The sequence below is a fragment of the Bacillus sp. FSL R7-0166 genome, assembly GCF_038008935.1.
GTDB classification, from domain to species: domain Bacteria; phylum Bacillota; class Bacilli; order Bacillales; family Bacillaceae; genus Bacillus; species Bacillus altitudinis.
Window position 1 is genome coordinate 2112428 of the sequence record NZ_JBBPAC010000001.1, and the last position, 19776, is coordinate 2132203.

Below are 19776 nucleotides of genomic sequence, written 5' to 3' on the forward strand. Positions count from 1 at the left end.
TCTTCTGTTTGATGAGATGATGATGGCACAAAAAAAGCCCTCTTCAGCAAAGGGCTTATAACACATCTGTTACGTGTTCCATATTCTCTTTTATCCAACTGACTGCTAATTCAAGCGTTGGAAATTCTTCCGTTTCAAATGTGACTTCATCTTGGAGAAGCCAGACGTCCTTTTTTACTGAATCCATTCCACCGATTGACCAGTGCAAAAGGCTATATGGATGATTATTATTTAAAAACGACACCCACGTTTTATTTTGTGCCGTATTTTGTATCACTTTCAGCTTTTGATCCACTACGTTTCCACCTTACTTTACAAGTATACCCATTCTCGGGCTGAGTATTTGTTGAGGACTTTTCAACATAAGTGTATTGGCTTTTTCATTAAAATCAATCGTCATTTCCTCGTCAAAAAACACCTTTTGTGCTGTGTGTATATATAGTTTTAAATCTTGGCTATTATTAAGTGGTTCCCATTCACCTGTTCTTTCACTTGTTAACCAAAGCATTGGTACGCCACTCACTGCACAGCCACAACCTTCTGAATCGTAGCGAAGCAGTAATTCTTTCGTTTCGTTTCCTGTTTGCTGTTTTTCTATATATGTTTTAGCCAGTTCTGTGATGTGAATATACATGGCGAACATCCTTTTTAAATTGATGCTTACATTGTAACACATAAAACACCATAAAACATGACACACGACTAAATCCGAAAGTCATACTCTTTGAAATACACGCTCTTCTCACTAGGATTATATCTATCTATTGGCTCTTTCTGCATCCTGTTTTTTAGAATTATACTGATGACGCTATCAATTTTAAAAGAAGAAACAGGAGGTTTTAGATCGTGAAAAAAAGATTATCTCTCTGCTTCATCGGGGCGCTGATATTGATGTTGAGTTTCACTATGCCAAACATGAAAGCGGCATCTATCCTTGATGAAGTACGAGAAAGCTATGCGACTTATACGGGATCTGGTTACTCAGGGGGCGCCGCTTTATTAGATCCTATTCCATCTGACATGAAAATTACGGCTTTAAATCCCCATGACTATAACTATAAAGGGGTAAATGCGGCACTTGCAGGGGCTTACCTTGAAGTAACGGGACCAAAAGGAAAAACCGTTGTGTATGTAACCGATAAATATCCAGAAGGAGCAAAAGGAGCTCTTGATCTTTCACCTAATGCCTTTGCCAAAATCGGAAATATGGCAGATGGGAAAATCCCAATTAGTTGGAAAATTATAAAAGCACCGATTAGCGGAAATGTAGCTTACAGAATAAAAGAAGGTAGCAGTGAGTGGTGGGCTGCGATTCAAGTACGCAATCATAAATATCCGATTATGAAAATGGAATATTACAAAGATGGAAAATGGGTGAACATGGAAAAGACAGACTACAACCATTTCCTTGGCTTTCATATGGGGTCTACATCTCTTCCTGTTCGAATCACAGATATCCGCGGGGTCATAGTAAAGGATCAATTACCCGCTCTTCCGTCTACTGCTGCTTCACAGGCCTATATTGTAAAAGGCAATGTTCAGCTTCCTAATTAACGAGGAGAAGAGGCAGCTTATTTAAGAGCTTCCTCTCTTCCTTCTCTATCCCAGCGATATGCCTCATTTTCTATTTCTTTTATGATTTCATTCTTTCCTGCCATATAGCTTTGTATATCTTCCGGATACTGATTTGCTAATTGTTCCTTGACAGACGCATACGCTACAGCTCGTTCTGGGTGGACTCTTAAGTAATCTCGAAACAATAAATGTCTTTTCACATCAGGATGATTTCTTTCATAAACATGGACATGATGCGTACGATTCAAGCCACCCTTTTGAAAAAAACGTCTCCCTTTTATACCATTTTCACCAAGCACTTCGTATCCAAGGTGTTCAAATCTCTCTTTTTTCCTATCAATCTCTTCTATATCGCTTACTTCTATTAATATATCTATAATTGGTTTGGCAACAAGTCCTGTAACTGACGTGCTGCCAATATGGTATCCTTCTATCCAGCTCTTTTGAATGATTTGCTTGAGTCGCTGCTTTTCTTGACGGAATTCTTCATGCCATTCTTTTTTGAATTCGACAACCTCAACCTTGCGTCGCGGTGTCCATTTCATTTTTGATAGGGTGAGCTCTTTTGCCACATGAATCACATTTGTTTCAAAAAACCCCAATTTTTCATATAGCCTTTTTGCAGGGGTGTTTTCTTGCCCTGTGGTCAGTTCTATCGGGACATTCTTCTCCATAATTGTCGACATAAGTCTTGTTCCAATCCCCTGCTTTAGCGCTTTTGGATGCACAGCCAATCGACTAATGATCAAACAATCTTTCAGCTCTTCATAGGAGACTACACCTAATAAGAGATCATCTTGCTGAAAACCAATAAATTGCTCTTTTGCTCTCATGACATCTTGAATATTCTCTTTTAATGGCGGAAGATCAGCATAGCCAATTTGTTCAGCTTCTTGTTGGTATGCAGCTAGTTGAATATGTAAGATCTGCTTTGCTACATCACTTATTGTGTGATCTAAATGAACAATCATTTCATTGCCTCCAGCTTCTTCACAAATAACACACGGTCTTCATGAATGCCATCGTAATCTGAAAAGACTGAGATGCCATCTACTGTTTTATCTCCCTTTTCTATCTGAAACCCGAGTTTTGTATGATAAGCAATGGAGACTTTATTGATAGGAGCTGTGACAGCTTTAATGGTTGTTCTTCCTTCCTTTTCAGCCGCTTCATAAAAAGCTTGATAGAGGATTTTGCCTATCTTTAATTTACGGTGATCTGGGTGGACGCCAACAAAGTGAATATAGGCTTCATCCGAATGAGATTGCGATAAAAAGCCAACCAAAAAGCCGATCAGCTCTCCCTTTTCAACGACAACAAAACTTGTTTGCTGGAAATGTTCAAAAAAGAGCTTTGGCAATTTTGCACGCAAATCTCTGCCTCCCCACCAGCTTTGAATGACGGATGTGACTGCGTAAAAATCTGACGGTTTCACTTGACGTATCATGATGGCCTCGCCCCTTTTTCCATTTTGGCTTTCCTTTGATTCGTTTTTTCTCAAAAATGCGATTGTTTCAATAGTCTACTGTCTGATCAAATGGTTGTAAAGACAGTATGCCCGTCTTTTTCATGTTCACTTGTTGGTTCTTCGTCTTTCAGCCGTCATCTCCTTTTAAATCTTCACACTTATTTCAAAAAGTTCACTTTTTGTGCGAAAGTTTCATTCATTTGTTATGTTAAGATGGTTCATATAGGAAATGGTACAAATGTTTATTGGAGATGATGAGATTGGTTTGGGTTGTTATTTCGCTTGTTGTGTTTAGTCTTTTAAAGCTGCTTGTCACCTCTTTGCCTTCTGGTGTTGTTGAGCGCCTTTTTAGCCGCTACGCCGTACATGCTAAAGTAACAAGTGAGCAAACAAATATTACTTTTCAAGGTCGTTCGCTTGATGAGCAGCGAGCATCTGAAATCATTCAACATTTTAATGATGCGATCTTTATTGAACGCTATTATATTTACCCTGGTGATGAAGAGCGCTTTCTTCATCCGAATGAAGGGCCAGCGCCGCTTACTATGCAAACAAAGCATGGGAAACATGATGTCACCCTTTATCTATTCCATTATGATGACCATGTGGATGTGGTTCGGCAGTTTACACATAAGCCAAAGAAAAAGCTGATGGCTTATCGTCTGCGTTCTGAACCGCTCCAAACATTCCACAACATGGCACATGCCTAACAATCGTTGCAGCAGACGAGACGAAGTGTTCATCACTTCGTCTTTTTTGTATGGACAGCTTTTGAATGATTTACCAGTATGAATTTCACCTCATGTTGTTTACAATAGATACAGAACATACGTTCTAAGAGGTGAAGTACAATGAATGAACGAGCCATTCTGCTTGTGGATATGCAGTCATTTTATGCATCAGTTGAGAAGGTGGAGGCGCCTCATTTGGAGAATGTGCCGCTCATTGTCTCTGGAGATCCAGAACGAAGAAGCGGAGTCGTCCTGGCAGCCTGCCCTCTCGCGAAGAAACGTGGCGTACAAAATGCATCAAGGTTATGGGAAGCACAGGAGAAATGTCCTGAAGCAGTGGTCGTACGTCCACGTATGCAGCGCTATCTCGATGTCTCTGTCATGATTACAGAACTGCTTGAACAATACACAGACCTTGTCGAGCCATATTCCATTGATGAACAGTTTCTTGATATTACAGGCAGTCTTACACTATTCGGCTCTCCACATGAGATCGCTCAACATATACAAACAACGATTATGAACCAGACTGGCATTTACGCACGTGTGGGCATAGGCCCTAATAAAGTGCTCGCTAAAATGGCCTGTGACCATTTTGCCAAAAAAAACAGATCCGGCATCTATGAACTGAGTGCCGACCGGGTTGCCACTGATTTATGGCCGCTTCCCATTGGGAAATTATTTGGCGTCGGCAAACGAATGGAGCATCATTTGAAACGAATGGGCATCAGTACTATTGGCACACTTGCTACTTATCCGTTAGACCGATTAAAAAAACGCTGGGGAATCAATGGGGAGCTTCTGCAGCGAACAGCTTTAGGACACGATCCCTCTCCAGTCACTATTCACACACATGATCAACAAAAAGCCGTTGGGCATCATATGACCCTTCCCCGTGATTACGCATCTCTTGAGGAGATCAAAGTCGCTCTTCTTGAATTGAGTGAGGAAGTCGCTCGGCGGGCACGTTTTAAGCATTATCTCGGTCAAACAGTGTCTGTTGGTGTAAGAGGGGCTGATTTTTCACATCCAACAGGCTTTCATCGACAAATGAAGCTTCATTCACCGACACAGTATGGCTCAGATATTGCAGAGGCAGCGATTCAGCTATGCCAGCAGCACTGGGATGGTCAGCCCATTCGCAGTGTAGGCATTACCCTCTCACAGCTGCAGCCTGACAGCCACTATCAGCTGACTTTATTTGATCATCATTTGAAGAAAGATCAACTCAGCAAAGTATTTGATGAAATCCATCTGAAATATGGACCTGCGGCATTATTGCATGCTTCGTCACTGACAAGCGCAGGGCAGGCATATCACCGCGCCGAGAAAATTGGCGGGCATTACAAATAACGGAGGCGAACAAGCATGAATCCCAATAAATTAACACCTGGATACAACATCATGTGGGAATCAAGCCGAATGATGCTACCAGAGCACCGAGAGCAACTACTTGCTCAAAAACGAAAGAAAAAAGAATATACACCTCTACCGCTCAGCTCCGATCAGCTAGAGGAAATGAATGTTTTGATCACACAGTCGATTACCGAGGATCAAGCGATTTGCGTGACATATGTCTCATCAGGCATGAAAGCACAGTTTTGGGGCTGGGTGAAAGCCATTCATTATGAAACACGCCGAATGAAAATCGTGAATGACGAAGATGTGCTAGACCTTTCCTTACATCAAATTATCGCCATCGACCTCAATTGATTTTCGCAAAACGAAAACATGATCATTGAAAAACACGCTTCGTTTTTCTGAAAAAATTATGATCCATCAAGGCTTAAAACCTTGAAAACGAGGCATATGCTCTTCGAATGAACGGAACGGTTCAAGCTTCTCTGTCATTTGACGGATGACTCCTCCATCAAATTGTGTATTTAATTTGCACAATTTTTCATGTATGATTGGAACATCTTACAAACTCAGGGGAGACACAGCATGAAAAATAACTTACGCACTTTACATCCACTTAGTTGGACGATCATCATCGGCACGATATTTGGCCGAATGGCGACATCCATGAGCATTCCCTTTTTAGCCGTTTATTTGACACAAGTCAAAGGCGCCTCAGCCTCTTCAGCTGGATTGATCATTGCCGTCAGCTCTCTTATTGGGATTGTTGCGAGTTTTTACGGCGGCTATGTTTCCGACCGAATCGGCAGAAAAAAGGTCATGCTTTTATCCATCTTTGGCTGGACACTTGTCTTTGTTGGCTTCGCATTTGCAGATGCCATTTGGGTCTTCTTTTTTATGAATGCTTTAAATGGACTGTGCCGGGCGCTGTTTGAACCAACGTCTAAAGCACTCTTATCCGATGTCACCCCATCGAGCATTCGGTTGTTTGTCTTTAACTTACGGTATACGGCCATTAACATTGGTGTCATTTTCGGCCCGCTGCTTGGCTTATATCTCGGGTCATCAAAAACGACTTTTCCATTTCTCGTCGCTGCCCTCATTTACTTGTTGTATGGGTTAACGCTGGCATGGCAATTTCAAAAGCATCCAGTGGCTGCTCCAGAAAGCACCAAACAAATCGGTGTCAAAAAAGCTCTTTCCATTATTCAGAAAGATACGGTCTTTAGCATCATCCTCATTGGCGTTACTTTATGTTCATTTGGCTATTCACACCTAAGCTCAACACTGCCTCAATATTTATCGGCATCCCCTATGATTGAGGATGGCCCTAAACTGTTTGGGTATCTTTTATCCTTAAACGCAGTGGTTGTCATTGTCGTTCAGTACCCGCTGATTATGATCGCTAAGCGCTATTCAACGATTTTGTCGTTAACGACTGGAAACGTGCTTCTAGCAGGCAGTTTGTTTGCCATTGCTTTTTCACAAAGTCTCGGTACGCTTGCTTTTATTATTGTCGTGTTTACGATTGGTGAAGTGCTGCTCTTTGCAATGATGGATCTGTTTGTAGACAATATTGCAAAACCTGAAGTGAAAGGATCATACTTCGGCGCAATGGGGTTTTCTCAGCTCGGCAGCGTCGTCGGACCGTTTGTCGGAGGATTGTGTATTGACTTATTTGGCGCAGCCCATCCCCTTTCTATTTTTTCAGTCTTGGCGATTGTCACCGCTGCAGGCGTTCCGTTTTTACTTATCGGATACTACCGCCTAAAAAAACGAACGGCGGCTGCCGTGGCTGTGAAAGTAAGTGGAGGTCATTAAAAAAACCGCTCTCAATTGAGCGGTTTTCTTTATACCCTGCGGATGGCGATCTCTTCCACCTTATGCTGATCGCCTTTTTTTAAAATCAAATCGGCTCTATATTTTGTCGGCAAAATATTTTCATATAAATTTGGCCGGTTCACTGTATTCCAAATCGTGCTTGCCATCTGATCTGCTTCTTCATCCGTCAAATCTTTGTATTGATGAAAGAAAGATTCAGGGTCTTGGAAGGCTGTTTCCCGCAGCAAACGGAACCGTTCTTTATACCAGCATTGAATTTGCGTCTCAGCGGCATCTACATAAATCGAAAAATCGAAGTAATCTGATACAAACACGCGCGGCTCATCCTTCAGATCATCCAGTGCCGGTGATTGCAACACATTGATCCCTTCAATGATCACAATATCTGCATCTTCTACTGTCTCATACACCCCTTCAAGACGGTCATAGGTCAGATGTGAATATACAGGTGCATGCACAGTTTGTTTCCCTGATTTCAATTCATTTAAAAACGAAAGTAGCGCTTTAACATCATAGCTTTCCGGGAAGCCTTTCTTTTCCATCAGCCCTCGATCTTTTAATTCTTTTTGTGGATACAAAAAGCCGTCCGTTGTCACGAGACTCACCTTCAGTCCATCTCCAAGCCTTGATAAAAGTGTTTCAATGATACGTGCTGTCGTGCTTTTTCCGACGGCCACACTTCCTGCAATCCCGATTAAAAAGGGGATTTTCGCATGATGCGGGTAGTTTAAAAAAGCATTTACATGCTGATTTTTTTGTTTTTCTGCAAAAACGTGTAATGTCAGAAAACGAATAAGCGGTATGTAAATATCTCGAACTTCTTCTAGCGATAAGTAGTCGTTTAATCCTTGAAGTGCTCTCACTTCTTCTTCTGAAACAGATACCGGCATATATTCTCCAAGAGCCGCCCATGCCTCTCTCGTATGGCGTGTATATAATGTATTAAAATCTAGTCGTTCGTCACCCAAAGTCTTTCCCACCAATCTAAACTAAACTCATAACCAAAAAGACGATAATCCGATTGTAGCTTAAAATGAAGGCGCTGTCTTTATTTTTCAACGAAAGTTTGCTTCTTTTGCGAAAAAAAAGCATTAAATAAAGGAAAATGAGGGTAAATAAGAGTATTCAGTTTGATAGATAGAAGGGAGCATACCAAATGAAATATGTGATGATTGGCGGAGATGCAGCAGGAATGAGCTGCGCTATGCAAATATATAGGGAGGATCCAGACGCGCAAATTGTAGCTTTTGAAAAAGGAGAGATTTTCTCATATGGACAGTGCGGACTCCCCTACTTGATCGGCGGTCTCATTGATCATCACAGAAAACTCATCGCACGCAGCGCTGACACCTTTCGTGACAAATACGGAATTGATGCCAGATGCTTACACGAAGTGACCTCAATTGATCCAGAGCAAAAAACAGTATCGGGTATTCATTCTAAAACAAAAGAGCCCTTTACAGAAACGTATGACCGTCTGTTAATTGCGACAGGAGCAAGCCCCGTCACACTTGATCTAGACAGTCATTCATTAGAAGGTGTCCACGTATTAAAAACAATCCCGCATGCGCTGTCTATTTTAGACAATCTCAAAAAAGACGTCACACATATCACGATCATCGGCGGAGGATATATCGGTTTAGAAATGGCAGAAAATTTAAAAGCGCTAGGCAAAGACGTTCATATCATTCAGCGGGGTGCAACACTTGGGCCAGGCTTTGATCCCGATATGGCAAAATATCTGAAAGAAGAAGCGGACAATCAAAGCATTCACGTGGTACTTGGTGAAACAGTGCAAAAATTAAAGGGCAAGACACATGTAACAGCTGTTCAAACAGACAAACAGACCATTGAAACAGATATGGTCATCATTGCCGTTGGCGTCACTCCGCAAACATCCTTTTTAGACAGCACAGGAATTCAGCGACTTCAAAATGGTGCAGTCGTTGTGAATGAATACATGCAGACGAATGTACAAGATATCTATGCGGCGGGGGACTGCGCAGCGACCTATCACCGTATCAAAAAAGAACTGGACTATATTCCGCTCGGCACGACAGCAAATAAACAAGGAAGAATCGCAGGCTTTCATATGACAGGAACAAACCGCGCGTTTCAAGGCGTCACCGGCACAGCGGTGATGAAATTTATGGACGTGACAGCAGGGCGAACGGGTTTATCAGAGAAAGAAGCAAAAGACGCGGGCCTTCCTTTCTCCACCATCACCATCGACAGCACTGACCACGCTGGATATTACCCAGATGCAGAGAAAATGAAAGTGAAACTGATTTACAGAAGCGATGATCACACCTTGCTTGGCGCACAAATCATCGGTAAAGAAGGTGTTGATAAACGAATTGATGTCATGGCAACGGCTCTTTATCAAGGGCTGACTGTGACAGACCTTGAAGATTTAGATATTAGCTATGCCCCTCCTTTTAACAGTGTATGGGACCCACTTCAGCAAGCGGCAAGACGAATATAGAAAAAGGAGTGAAGCCATTGACCATTCAACAAATTGCTACTATTGAAATTCCTGTGACTGATATCCCCCGGGCTGTCTCTTGGTATGAACAGATTTTAGAGATGATCGTTCTACATCAATCAGAAGAAGCCGCCATGCTCACTTTTACTCATGGCGAGGGACCTTCTTTTTATCTCGTCAAAACAAAACACGAGAAACGAATCTACTTTATGAACTCTTTTACAGGAGTTCGGCATAGTATGATTGATTTATTTGTGAAGGATTTAAAAAACTTTCACCAGTATTTAAGCGAGCATAACGTCACCGTATCGGATATTCAAATATTAGCTGACCCAGACTTAGGCGGTTTTAGCTTCGAAGATGTTAATGGCAATGTCTTTGGCGTCACCAATATTAAGCCCCATCAAACAAAAAAAGAAACCAGCCTGTGACCGGTTTCTTTTTTTGTTATTTTTTCATCATCGCTTTCCGTGCTGCTTTTTCAAATAAAAACGGGAATAATTGATACAATTTACTACCAGCATTCATCCATCCTGGTAAATTAATCTCTCTTTTTTTCGTCATCATGGCGGATACGATCTTCCCTGCTACCTTGTCAGCACTGAGCATCATAAAATCAACATTTTTCACATATTCACCACTGCGGTCTGCAATGGTAAAGAAGTCTGTGGCAATCGGTCCTGGATTGACGGTTGTGACATGAATTCCGCTGTCTGCCAGCTCCATTCTGAGGCTGTTTGAAAATCCGAGAACCGCATGCTTTGATGCGGAATAGATGGCGGATTTAGGGGTGGCAATTTTGCCTGCCTGTGACGCAATATTGATAATATGTCCCTTCCCTCTTTGTTTCATCTCAGGAAGGACCTTTTTTGTGCAGGCAATTAAACCAAAGACATTGACCTCAAACATCGACACCATTTCCTCAATGGATGCGTCCTCGACGAGATCGAACACACCAAAGCCGGCATTGTTCACCAAAATATCAACAGCTCCCACTTGTTGATAGGCTTGATCAATGTCCTCAAGCCGACTGACATCAAGCTGAACGATGTGACATACGCCGCCAGCACTTATAATCTTTTCTTTTACACCTGTGAGCTTTTCAATTCGTCTTGCTGACACAATGATTTCTGCTCCTTCAGCTGCTGCCAAGTACGCCATCTTTTCACCAATACCGCCTGAAGCACCTGTAATCCATATTCTCTTTCCTGTTAGTCGCCCCATTTATTTCACTCCTTCATTTGCTCGATAATAGAGGGTTCCGTCTTTTTGCACTTCTTCAATTTGTCCAGCCGCTAAAAGCACATCAAGCTGCCCGACTGTCTCAGACATTGTCAGAAATAATGCTTCTTCATACAGGCCCGGAAATAAGGTGCGGCAAAGATGAAAGGCGGTCATTTCCTTTAGTTGAAGCAGCTGATACATCGTATTTGCCCGTTTTTCCTGTTTTTTAAATCTTTCTTCGATCAATTCGTGATGAGAGGTAATGAGCTGGCCATGCCCTGGATAAATCGCCTGAATGGGCAAATGCAATAAACGCTTGAGTGATGCTTTATATTGAAGCAGCGATTTTTGACGTTCTGTTCCTTTCACCGGCGCTTCCATTAACGGATTGGAAGAAATGGTCGTAAGCAGCAGATCACCGCCGATGAAATTCCCTGTTGTTTCATCTAAAAAAGAAAGATGAGATTGTGCATGTCCTGGGGTCTCCAGCACTTGGAAATGCTCATGTCCCTTCAAACGATCACCTTCTTTTATGACGTCATCGACATGTGCCGTACATGAATATGTATAGGACTGCCTCACCATTCTTTCACACTCACCTTGACGAAGTGGGACACCTAACTGCTGAAAAAAATCATTCATAAAATGGATTTGACGCTGTTTAAACGCTGCATCCTGACTAATATAGGGCTCATTCAACTCGTGTCCGATGACACGGACATGGGGTTTCATCAGATCTAAAAGACCGACATGATCTGCATGATGATGTGTCAAAACCACTTGATCAATATCATCTATTGATAAATGATGTTCCTTTAATTGCGTGACAAAGGCATGCTGCGCCTCTTGTGTCATCGGTCCGGAATCAACTAAGGTCACGGCATCGCCTTTTAATACATATGCATGGACATCCCCCACCGCAAACGGTGTAGGGATGGATAATTGAATCATTTCTTCTTTCACTTTTATACGTCATCTCCTGATTTTTGACTCATAGATCATCTGAACTTCCTCTTCTTTATTCATTGTATCTTGCAAAGGGCAGACTGTCATGCGGTTTAGATGGTCATTTTTTTATCTTTCCCTATTGACACAAACTTGTCCATCGTTGCATAATGAACAACAAATATAAGATGCGCGATGACAAGGATTAGTAAGCAAAATAACGATGCAAGAGAGTGAGGTCCGCCGGCTGTAAGACTTCACCATCCTCTTATTTGCTGAACCTGCCCTTTGAGCTGTTAGGCAAACCTAAACGTTTCCCGCGTTAAGGGACTAGAGCTGAGTATGTATGATTGCATGCTAATTGAGGGTGGTACCGCGAAAAACCTTTCGTCCTTTGCAGACGAGAGGTTTTTTTATTTTCTACAAGGAGGAGCAGCTTATGAGTAAAATTGGATTTATTGGTGCAGGCTCAATGGCCGAGTCTATGATTAAAGGTCTTTTAAAGAGCGGCATTATGTCAAATGAAGATATCATTGTCACAAATAAAACAAATGAAAAACGATTAGAAGAATTACATGCACGTTATGGAGTCAAAACAGATTTCGCTCGTTCCTTTATTTATGAAGAAGCCGATATGCTGGTGTTTGCTTTAAAACCAAAAGATGCGGAAAGTGGCATTTCTGAAGTAAGGCCCCATTTAAATGGACAGCTGATTATTTCTATTTTAGCGGGCATTTCTATTGAAACCATTCAGCATTATGCTGGCGCAAAAACGGCGGTGGTTCGTGCCATGCCAAATACATCAGCGGCCATACAACAATCAGCTACTGGCATTGCTGTCAGTGATGAAGTCACAGAGGCGCAAAAGGAAAAAGCAGTTCAGCTGTTTGAAACGATCGGTCATGTGACGGTTTTAGATGAATCACAACTGAATGCGGTCACAGCGATTGCAGGCAGCGGTCCTGCCTTTATTTATCATTTGATTGAAGGAATGGAGCGAGGTGCATCGGAACTTGGGATGGACCAAGAAACAGCGAAATTGCTCATTTGTCAAATGATTGCAGGCGCTGCAAATATGCTTCAGGATAGCGGTAAGGAACCTGCTGAATTGCGCAAAGAAATTACGAGCGAAGGTGGAACGACAGAAGCAGGACTTAATACCCTTGCTTCCTATCAATTTGAAGAAGCGATTGTCGATTGTGTGAAAACAGCGACAAAACGCGCAGCAGAATTAAACGACATGTTTTCAGCGAGTACGTATAAGTAAGTGAGAAAAGCACCTGCCTTGATGACAGGTGCTTTTCATCTATCACTCGATGCTCTCATGGACATGATGGCTTTGATTTGATCGAGGTGATGAATTTCATGTAAAGCAATGGTTTCAGCTAAAATTTGGACTGTCATCATCCCTTCTTCAGGATGGAGGCCTGAAAAATCCCATGTATCCTTTTCTAATAGCTGCAGTGTTTTGTTTCTGCTTTCTTTTAGGCGTTCAATCAATGCACTGACCTCTTGTGCGGTATACATTTCATAAGCTCTTCCCTTCACATATATCTCTGGATCATATGATGCGAAAAGCGTGTGCTCATTTGATATTGCCTGCTCTATCCGCTCTGACCAGACTTCTTCTGTATCATACAAATGTCCAACAATTTGTTTAATCGACCACTTGCCTTCCCCAAAAGATTCATCTAATGTAGCCTCATCACATGTCCATACTAACTCCTCAAGCTTACGCAAACTCTCATGAAGTGATCTCATGATCTCTGTTTTTGTTAGTACTCCTGTTTTCACTCTCACAATCCCCCTTCAAATATATGTAAGTATTATTCTATATCATACTCTATTTCTTTAGACAGAAGGTGATTGATATCAAGAAAAGCCCTATCATGACGATAGAGCTTTCACTTAATTCTTTTCTAATAAAGCATGAATTGTTGATTGTAAGAGCGACGGCAAAACGCCAAAAGAGAATGGGACATGCAGCCGTTCTGTCCATTTGTGCGCATCCTTTCCTAATGGACCAACGTTGATGACAGGAACGTTAAGAGCTTCTTTTTCTCCTTGTGGTAACGAGTAACCTTTTTGGTATAGCGGCATGTTGGCTGTATAATCCTCTATATCTTGATTTTCAAGCTGTAAGTAGCTTAAATCAGATAAACCAGGAAAATATTTGACTTCTTCTACTTCGATTCCATAGATCTCTTTTGCTTCTCTTTGAATCTTCTTTAAGGTCGTTTGAATATGCAGATTATCTGTTGAAGAAACAGATGGGTAAAATGGCGGACTATAAAACAACACAATCAGTGCTCCATCTTCCTTACAAAGGGTCGTCAGTTCTGATACAATTTTGGTTGAAAAATCACGATCCCCTAGCTCACCCCGGTTGGCAAAGGCGTAGTTGACAATTCGCTCGACCTCCTGCTTGCCGGATCGTTCAGCAGCTTTTTCGTACAGCTCATGATACGTTAACACCGTGATGTTTGTATCGATGGGTGTAAAATGTTTAAAGCGTTGAAATGCAGCGGTTTTCTGTTTGAGATTGGCTTCGATTTGGGCTGCTGCTTGTTTCGCAGTTTCATAGAGGAGCCCGTGAAGCTCTTCACTAGAGCGGTTCATCATCAGCACATTAAATAAAGAAACAGCCGTGTGAGGCGTTTGAACAGAGTAAGCTTCTTTCAAATCCTTTTGCATCAAATTGGTCGGAGGTGGTGTCACTTCACCATCTACTTCCTCACAATAATCACTATTCAGTTCTAACAGCCTGTTTAATTCAGATACCATAAAATTTGCATTTAATCCTGAGAAGGGCTCACCTACATGTGTTTCAATTCCTTTGCAGAAAAATCCCGCAAGTACCTTCCCTATACTACCTGTATAGATGTATTGGTGCGCATCCCCGGGATACTTTTCAAACATCGGCTCACTGTTTAAACACGCGGTATAATCAAGGTCATACTTCTGCTTGAGCTCCTTTAGTTTCGGAACAGCCTCCAGCATCCCCTGTGAATTCACTTCTTCATCTGGCACTGTGACGAGCAGAATATTTCCTTCAAACCTCCCCGCCATGGCTCTTTCTAGCATGGAAAGCTGGACAGTCAGGCCTGCTTTCATATCCATGGACCCTCGTCCAAACAGCCAGTCACCTGAAGCTAAATCCTCTCTTGCCCTTTTTGGAAGAAGTGCACTTTTTTGAGAAAAGGACGCCATTAACTCTTCGGGCTTACACGCCATATTTTGAAATTCTCCGTAATCCTCTGTATCCACGACATCAAAATGGCTGAGGAGTAAAACAGTACGTGGCAACGTACTTCGTTTGACAAGTGCCGTTAAAAAATACCGGCCATCTTTCATTGGATGCAAAGCCAAGTGATCAGGATGCTGTTCAAAATACGGCCGCTCCCTCAGCAAGTAATATAAATATTCCGCTAATGCGACTTCTCCCGTTGTACCAGATATGCTTTCATACTGCATAAGAGCTGTGAGTAGCTCCTTTAGTTCACTTTCCGTTTGCCATTTCATCCGTTTATCCCCCTTTGATGTCCATATCTTTCATTATACAAAATCATGTACAAAAGCTATATGGTTTGAGCACCTTTTATGACGAATGTTTGAATGGCTGTTATAATCGGCTATACCATTCTATGAGGAGGCGAAGGTAATTGGAAACAAAGCTTTTTTCACCTTGGACATTAAAAGGTGTCACACTCAAAAACCGCATCGTCATGTCCCCGATGTGTATGTATTCATCCTATGACCGTGATGGAAAATTACAGCCTTTCCACTTTGCACATTATATTTCCCGTGCGCAAGGTCAGGCCGGATTAATTATGGTCGAGGCAAGTGCTGTTTCACCTGAGGGAAGAATTAGTGATCAGGACCTCGGAATTTGGAGTGATGAGCACATTGAAGGATTTGCCTCATTAAACGAACAAATCAAAGCGTACGGAACAAAAACGGCCATCCAGCTAGCCCATGCAGGACGCAAGGCTGAGCTAGATGGTGACATTCTTGCTCCATCCAGCATTCCATTTGACGAGCAATCTAAAACACCTCTTGAGATGTCTATCGATCAAATAAAAGACACAGTTCAGGCGTTTCAAGATGCCGCTGTCCGCGCCAAGAAAGCTGGATTTGACATCATTGAGATTCATGGTGCGCATGGCTATTTGATTAACGAATTTCTCTCACCGCTTGCCAATCACCGGACAGATGAATATGGCGGTTCACCAGAAAATCGTTATCGCTTCTTGAGAGAAGTGGTTGATGCAGTCAATGAAGTGTGGGATGGACCATTATTTGTCCGTGTATCCGCTTCTGATTACACAACAAAGGGACTAGATATTGCAGATTATATTGGCATTGCCGCATGGCTGAAAGAGCAAGGAGTCGATCTAATTGATGTGAGCTCAGGCGCTGTGGTGCAAGCCAGCATTAACACATTCCCCGGCTACCAAGTCACCTTTGCTGAGAAAATAAGAGAAGGTGCCGGCATCCAAACAGCCGCTGTCGGTATGATCACATCTGGTATACAGGCCGAAGAAATTTTACAAAATCAGCGTGCTGACTTGATCTTTATCGGCAGAGAATTTTTACGGGATCCGTATTTCCCAAAAACAGCCGCTAAAGAGCTTCGTACATCCATCGAAAGCCCGCGCCAATACGATCGTGCTTGGTAACATCTCTAAGCAAAAAGGTGTCTATTTTTTGAAATAGGCATCTTTTTTGTTTTTAAGAGAAACATCTTTGCCTTTTGTGCCGTCTTTTAGCTAAAGAACCACTTAGAGGAGATGGAAGAATGAACTCGGCATTGATTGAAAGAACGTATCATATAGATGGACATCACTTTTATACAAAGCATCGTCAAGGGAAAAAGGAAGCCACCATTATTTTTGAAGCAGGATATGGAATTTCAGGCGATACGTGGGCGAATATCGCTCGTGATATTGACCCAGAGCTTGGTGTTTTCTTATATGACCGTTTAGGTAATGGAAAAAGCAGCGAAAGCAAAGAAGGAAGAACTTTGCATGATCTTGCGGATGATTTAGATACACTCTTACATCAAGCCAATATTCAGCCGCCATTTCTCATTGTGGCGCACTCATTTGGCTCTCTTGTCAGCCGCTTATGGGCAAGCCGCAGAAAAGAAGATGTTATCGGTATGGTCCTTCTAGACCCAGCAAGTGAGGAGCAAGAGCAGGTCATTCTGCCGCTCTTATCAAAGGAAGAACGCACTTCATATATGACGCAGTTCACAGCAGAATGTACACATGAGGACTTTGAGCAAATGCTGCGTACGACCAAAGAGGAGCAAACGCATTATGGGATGATGCCCCTTCTTGTCATTTCATCAGGCAAAAGCCGCTTGTTTCATCCAGCACATGAAGCTTGGCTCAGGCTTCATAAACGAATGCTCACATTGTCATCCCAAAGCGGATGGATTCAGGCGCAGAACAGCTCGCACTATATTCATCACGATGAACCACATATTGTGCAGCTTGCGATTTATGATGTATGGTGTGCAGCAAAACAGCCTGCCACTTATTATCAAACAGCTAACTAAAAACAAAAACTCCTTGACCGGACATCAGTCAAGGAGTTTTTTTCGTTATACCGTTGGTGCTGATTGACTTTTCTCAGACAGCAACTTTTCAATGCTGACAAGCTGAACGCATAACGTAAAGATGTCAATCGCCTGCTCTAGTTCTTCAAGTGTTGGGAACGTTGGCGCAATACGGATGTTACGATCAAGCGGATCGTTTCCATAAGGATATGTCGCCCCTGCACCTGTTAGTGTCACACCGGCTTCTTTCGCTTTTTGCACAACAGCTTTTGCACAATGATCGAGTGTATTTAAGCTGATAAAATATCCGCCATTTGGTTTGTGCCACTCAGCGATGCCTGTTCCACCAAGCTTTTCATCAAGGATCGAAAGAACGAGGTCAAATTTCGGCTTAATAATCGCTGCATGCTTTTTCATATGTTCCTTCAATCCTTCTGGATTCTTGAAGAAACGAAGGTGTCTTAATTGATTGATTTTATCTGGCCCAATGGTTTGAACTGATAGCTGTTTTTGAATAAAGCTGACGTTGTCCTGACTAGATGCCATCAGTGCAACACCCGAGCCTGGGAACGTAATTTTAGAAGTAGAGGCGAACATAAACACACGGTTTGCATGTCCTGCTTTGTCTACTGCTTGAAAAATATCTTTTAACGTATCAGGCGTATCTGTTAGATGGTGGACTGCATAGGCATCATCCCAAAAAATACGGAAGTCGTCTGCTTTTGTCTGCATAGAAGCAAGACGGTCAACAACCTCATCTGAATACGTAATGCCGTCAGGGTTACTATATTTCGGTACACACCAAATCCCTTTGATGGCTTCATCTTCTGCAACCAATTTTTCCACCTGATCCATGTCAGGTCCATCCGACTTCATATCTACCGTAATCATCTCTATGTTAAAATGCTCACAAATGGCAAAATGACGATCATATCCTGGGCTTGGTGCAAGGAATTTTACCTTTGGAAGCTCTCCCCAAGGTGTTTTGCTGCCATATACGCCGTGAGTCATAGCACGTGCAATTGTGTCATGCATCATATTCAGACTAGAATTACCGCCAATGATGATTTGTTCTGGCTTCAGATTGAGCACACTTGCAAAAAATTTCTTTGTTTCAGGAAGGCCTGTCAAGCCGCCATAGTTTCGCACATCTGTACCATCCTCAGCTGTCATTGCATCCTTTGATGTCACGACATCGAGCATGCCCATAGATAAATCGAGCTGTTTTGGAGAAGGTTTCCCTCTTGACATGTCTAAGTGTAAGTTTTTACTTTTGTACGTTTCAAATTCTTTTTGTCGTGCTGCATATAGGTCATTTAATTCTGCTTCACTTAACGCTGTAAAACCGCTCATCTTTGATTGTGCCTCCCGTATTCTTCATAGTGTAATTCGTCATTTGTTTTTTCTTCACCATTTTACCACTACCTGAAAAAGAGCGTCATCATAAATATCAAAAAAATCACACAACTATTTTTGACGATTCATCCAATTTTTACAGGGTACGGTCTATAGGAAAAGAAAAGAAATCATGTGCAGCTTCAGTCAGCGGGAATATATCGCGGGCTTCTTTGAGTAATTGTTTCATTGACTCTTCCCCTTGGTACCGTGCACTAATATGAGTCAAAATCAGTCTTTTTGCGCCTGCTTCCTGCGCTGTTTTTGCTGCCTGTTCTGTCGTACTGTGATAATAATTATAGGCTAGTTCTGCATCTTCTTTCCCAAATGTTGCTTCATGGACTAACACATCCGCATTCTTGGCAAGCCTTGTTATATTCTCGCACAAACGGGTATCTCCTGAAAATGCAACGATTCTCCCTTTTTTAGGGGGTTCCAAATAATCGGTTCCATCAATCATTCTTCCATCTTCGAGTGTAACGGTTTCCCCATTTTTCAACTTCTGATACAAAGGTCCAGGTTTTACACCGATTTTTTTTAGGTCTTCGGCTTTTAGTGCACCGGGTACATCTTTTTCCACGACCCGATAACCGTAAGCTGGGATCCCATGAGACACTCGTTTTGCTTCTACTTGAAAGGTATCATCTTCAAAAACGATCCCTTCCTCTATTTCTATGATATGCAGCGGATAAGTCAAATGCGTTTGTGTCGCTGAAAGTGCCGCGTTTACAAAAGCTTTAATGCCGCTTGGACCATATATCGTCAATTTATCCTCTCCGCCTTGAAAGGACCTGCTGCCAAGCAGACCCGGGAGACCATATACATGATCACCGTGCATATGCGTGATAAAGATCTTCTCAATTTTTCTTGGTTTAATCGTTGTATGTAATATTTGATGCTGCGTCGCTTCTCCGCAATCAAAAAGCCACACGGCTTTTCTCTCTTCTAAAAGCTTCAGCGCAGTGCAAGTGACGTTTCTTGTTTTTGCAGGAATGCCTGCACCTGTTCCTAAAAAGAGCAGTTCCATTACGATTTCCTCCTACAGCCGGTATACAATCTCTTCATTCATATAGAATACATGAAGACAGGATAAATGTGAATTCAGCGGAATTTTTGAAAAAAGTCAAACTTGGGCAGAAAAAGTCGAATCAAATGTTTGCTTTACGAACAATGAACCTTTAAAATAAAG

Annotated in this window: 21 protein-coding genes and 1 other annotated feature; of the genes, 10 read left to right on the forward strand and 11 right to left on the reverse strand. The window is 42.2% G+C overall.

Features of this window, described 5'->3' with window-relative positions:
- Positions 1 to 55 precede the first annotated feature (55 nt).
- Both NST01_RS10810 and NST01_RS10815 read right to left on the reverse strand, forming a co-directional pair.
- The gene (locus NST01_RS10810; RefSeq protein ID WP_008343836.1) at positions 56 to 295 is read right to left on the reverse strand and encodes a YqkC family protein; all 240 of its coding nucleotides are present in this window, start codon (positions 293 to 295) and stop codon (positions 56 to 58) included.
- Between the two features lie 12 nt (positions 296 to 307).
- Positions 308 to 634, reverse strand: coding sequence for an iron-sulfur cluster biosynthesis family protein (locus NST01_RS10815; protein WP_017367540.1), 327 nt, complete (start codon positions 632 to 634; stop codon positions 308 to 310).
- 212 nt (positions 635 to 846) lie between these two features.
- Here NST01_RS10815 and NST01_RS10820 point away from each other — a divergent pair, with 212 nt between their 5' ends.
- The gene (locus NST01_RS10820; RefSeq protein WP_017357929.1) at positions 847 to 1554 is read left to right on the forward strand and encodes an expansin EXLX1 family cellulose-binding protein; all 708 of its coding nucleotides are present in this window, start codon (positions 847 to 849) and stop codon (positions 1552 to 1554) included.
- Between the two features lie 17 nt (positions 1555 to 1571).
- Here NST01_RS10820 and NST01_RS10825 read toward each other — a convergent pair whose 3' ends face one another.
- Positions 1572 to 2546, reverse strand: coding sequence for a GNAT family N-acetyltransferase (locus NST01_RS10825; protein WP_046527212.1), 975 nt, complete (start codon positions 2544 to 2546; stop codon positions 1572 to 1574).
- On the reverse strand, positions 2543 to 3022 hold the full coding sequence (locus NST01_RS10830) for a GNAT family N-acetyltransferase (RefSeq protein WP_007501073.1): 480 nt from the start codon (positions 3020 to 3022) through the stop codon (positions 2543 to 2545). The genes NST01_RS10825 and NST01_RS10830 overlap by 4 nt, the downstream gene beginning before the upstream one ends.
- 281 nt (positions 3023 to 3303) lie before the next feature.
- On the opposite strand from NST01_RS10830, the gene NST01_RS10835 reads away from it, so the two are divergent.
- The 4 genes from NST01_RS10835 (at position 3304) to NST01_RS10850 (ending at position 6954) form a co-directional block, all read left to right on the forward strand.
- Positions 3304 to 3753 (forward strand): YfmQ family protein, encoded by a 450-nt coding sequence (locus NST01_RS10835; RefSeq protein WP_024718948.1) that lies wholly within the window; start codon positions 3304 to 3306, stop codon positions 3751 to 3753.
- Positions 3754 to 3894: 141 nt separating this feature from the next.
- Positions 3895 to 5127, forward strand: coding sequence for a DNA polymerase IV (locus NST01_RS10840; RefSeq protein ID WP_035390741.1), 1233 nt, complete (start codon positions 3895 to 3897; stop codon positions 5125 to 5127).
- Positions 5128 to 5142: 15 nt separating this feature from the next.
- The gene (locus NST01_RS10845; RefSeq protein ID WP_035390743.1) at positions 5143 to 5487 is read left to right on the forward strand and encodes a YolD-like family protein; all 345 of its coding nucleotides are present in this window, start codon (positions 5143 to 5145) and stop codon (positions 5485 to 5487) included.
- Between the two features lie 231 nt (positions 5488 to 5718).
- A complete protein-coding gene (locus NST01_RS10850) occupies positions 5719 to 6954 on the forward strand; it encodes an MDR family MFS transporter (protein ID WP_008343828.1) in 1236 nt (411 codons plus the stop codon).
- A 29-nt stretch (positions 6955 to 6983) separates the two neighbouring features.
- Here NST01_RS10850 and coaA read toward each other — a convergent pair whose 3' ends face one another.
- Positions 6984 to 7943 carry a type I pantothenate kinase gene (gene coaA, locus NST01_RS10855; RefSeq protein WP_008342294.1) on the reverse strand — a complete coding sequence of 320 codons (960 nt, stop codon included), beginning with the start codon at positions 7941 to 7943 and terminating at the stop codon, positions 6984 to 6986.
- A 188-nt stretch (positions 7944 to 8131) separates the two neighbouring features.
- Between coaA and NST01_RS10860 the strand changes: the two genes are divergently transcribed.
- A complete protein-coding gene (locus NST01_RS10860; RefSeq protein WP_035390747.1) occupies positions 8132 to 9460 on the forward strand; it encodes a CoA-disulfide reductase in 1329 nt (442 codons plus the stop codon).
- 8 nt (positions 9461 to 9468) lie between these two features.
- The gene (locus NST01_RS10865; protein WP_227820666.1) at positions 9469 to 9891 is read left to right on the forward strand and encodes a VOC family protein; all 423 of its coding nucleotides are present in this window, start codon (positions 9469 to 9471) and stop codon (positions 9889 to 9891) included.
- A gap of 16 nt (positions 9892 to 9907) precedes the next feature.
- Here NST01_RS10865 and NST01_RS10870 read toward each other — a convergent pair whose 3' ends face one another.
- Both NST01_RS10870 and NST01_RS10875 read right to left on the reverse strand, forming a co-directional pair.
- Positions 9908 to 10684, reverse strand: coding sequence for an SDR family NAD(P)-dependent oxidoreductase (locus tag NST01_RS10870; RefSeq protein WP_058214170.1), 777 nt, complete (start codon positions 10682 to 10684; stop codon positions 9908 to 9910).
- Positions 10685 to 11647 (reverse strand): MBL fold metallo-hydrolase, encoded by a 963-nt coding sequence (locus NST01_RS10875; RefSeq protein ID WP_076822173.1) that lies wholly within the window; start codon positions 11645 to 11647, stop codon positions 10685 to 10687.
- A gap of 168 nt (positions 11648 to 11815) precedes the next feature.
- Positions 11816 to 12027, forward strand: a binding site (T-box leader).
- A gap of 41 nt (positions 12028 to 12068) precedes the next feature.
- Here NST01_RS10875 and proC point away from each other — a divergent pair.
- Positions 12069 to 12896 (forward strand): pyrroline-5-carboxylate reductase, encoded by an 828-nt coding sequence (gene proC / locus NST01_RS10880; RefSeq protein ID WP_008342285.1) that lies wholly within the window; start codon positions 12069 to 12071, stop codon positions 12894 to 12896.
- A 35-nt stretch (positions 12897 to 12931) separates the two neighbouring features.
- Here the strand turns inward: proC and NST01_RS10885 are convergent, their stop codons facing one another.
- The gene (locus NST01_RS10885; RefSeq protein ID WP_035390754.1) at positions 12932 to 13423 is read right to left on the reverse strand and encodes a DinB family protein; all 492 of its coding nucleotides are present in this window, start codon (positions 13421 to 13423) and stop codon (positions 12932 to 12934) included.
- A 114-nt stretch (positions 13424 to 13537) separates the two neighbouring features.
- Positions 13538 to 15151 (reverse strand): M20/M25/M40 family metallo-hydrolase, encoded by a 1614-nt coding sequence (locus tag NST01_RS10890; protein WP_341041923.1) that lies wholly within the window; start codon positions 15149 to 15151, stop codon positions 13538 to 13540.
- 140 nt (positions 15152 to 15291) lie between these two features.
- Between NST01_RS10890 and namA the strand changes: the two genes are divergently transcribed.
- Together namA and NST01_RS10900 are read left to right on the forward strand one after the other, a co-directional pair.
- On the forward strand, positions 15292 to 16308 hold the full coding sequence (namA, locus tag NST01_RS10895) for an NADPH dehydrogenase NamA (protein ID WP_017367553.1): 1017 nt from the start codon (positions 15292 to 15294) through the stop codon (positions 16306 to 16308).
- 119 nt (positions 16309 to 16427) lie between these two features.
- Positions 16428 to 17192, forward strand: a complete 765-nt coding sequence (locus tag NST01_RS10900; protein WP_017367554.1) for an alpha/beta fold hydrolase — start codon at positions 16428 to 16430, stop codon at positions 17190 to 17192.
- Between the two features lie 45 nt (positions 17193 to 17237).
- On the opposite strand, the gene NST01_RS10905 is transcribed toward NST01_RS10900, so the two are convergent.
- Positions 17238 to 18545 carry an aminotransferase class I/II-fold pyridoxal phosphate-dependent enzyme gene (locus tag NST01_RS10905; RefSeq protein ID WP_017357939.1) on the reverse strand — a complete coding sequence of 436 codons (1308 nt, stop codon included), beginning with the start codon at positions 18543 to 18545 and terminating at the stop codon, positions 17238 to 17240.
- Positions 18546 to 18684: 139 nt separating this feature from the next.
- Complete coding sequence (rnz, locus tag NST01_RS10910) at positions 18685 to 19614, reverse strand: ribonuclease Z (protein ID WP_035702824.1); 930 nt, start codon at positions 19612 to 19614, stop codon at positions 18685 to 18687.
- Positions 19615 to 19776 lie beyond the last annotated feature (162 nt).

Coding starts and splice junctions, on each gene's coding strand:
- NST01_RS10850 (WP_008343828.1), top strand. CDS start 5,719: ATGAAAAATAACTTACGCACTTTACATCCACTTAGTTGGACGATCATC.
- NST01_RS10900 (WP_017367554.1), top strand. CDS start 16,428: ATGAACTCGGCATTGATTGAAAGAACGTATCATATAGATGGACATCAC.
- NST01_RS10845 (WP_035390743.1), top strand. CDS start 5,143: ATGAATCCCAATAAATTAACACCTGGATACAACATCATGTGGGAATCA.
- proC (WP_008342285.1), top strand. CDS start 12,069: ATGAGTAAAATTGGATTTATTGGTGCAGGCTCAATGGCCGAGTCTATG.
- NST01_RS10830 (WP_007501073.1), bottom strand. CDS start 3,022: ATGATACGTCAAGTGAAACCGTCAGATTTTTACGCAGTCACATCCGTC.
- NST01_RS10815 (WP_017367540.1), bottom strand. CDS start 634: ATGTATATTCACATCACAGAACTGGCTAAAACATATATAGAAAAACAG.
- NST01_RS10905 (WP_017357939.1), bottom strand. CDS start 18,545: ATGAGCGGTTTTACAGCGTTAAGTGAAGCAGAATTAAATGACCTATAT.
- NST01_RS10840 (WP_035390741.1), top strand. CDS start 3,895: ATGAATGAACGAGCCATTCTGCTTGTGGATATGCAGTCATTTTATGCA.
- rnz (WP_035702824.1), bottom strand. CDS start 19,614: ATGGAACTGCTCTTTTTAGGAACAGGTGCAGGCATTCCTGCAAAAACA.
- NST01_RS10860 (WP_035390747.1), top strand. CDS start 8,132: ATGAAATATGTGATGATTGGCGGAGATGCAGCAGGAATGAGCTGCGCT.
- NST01_RS10870 (WP_058214170.1), bottom strand. CDS start 10,684: ATGGGGCGACTAACAGGAAAGAGAATATGGATTACAGGTGCTTCAGGC.
- NST01_RS10825 (WP_046527212.1), bottom strand. CDS start 2,546: ATGATTGTTCATTTAGATCACACAATAAGTGATGTAGCAAAGCAGATC.
- NST01_RS10890 (WP_341041923.1), bottom strand. CDS start 15,151: ATGAAATGGCAAACGGAAAGTGAACTAAAGGAGCTACTCACAGCTCTT.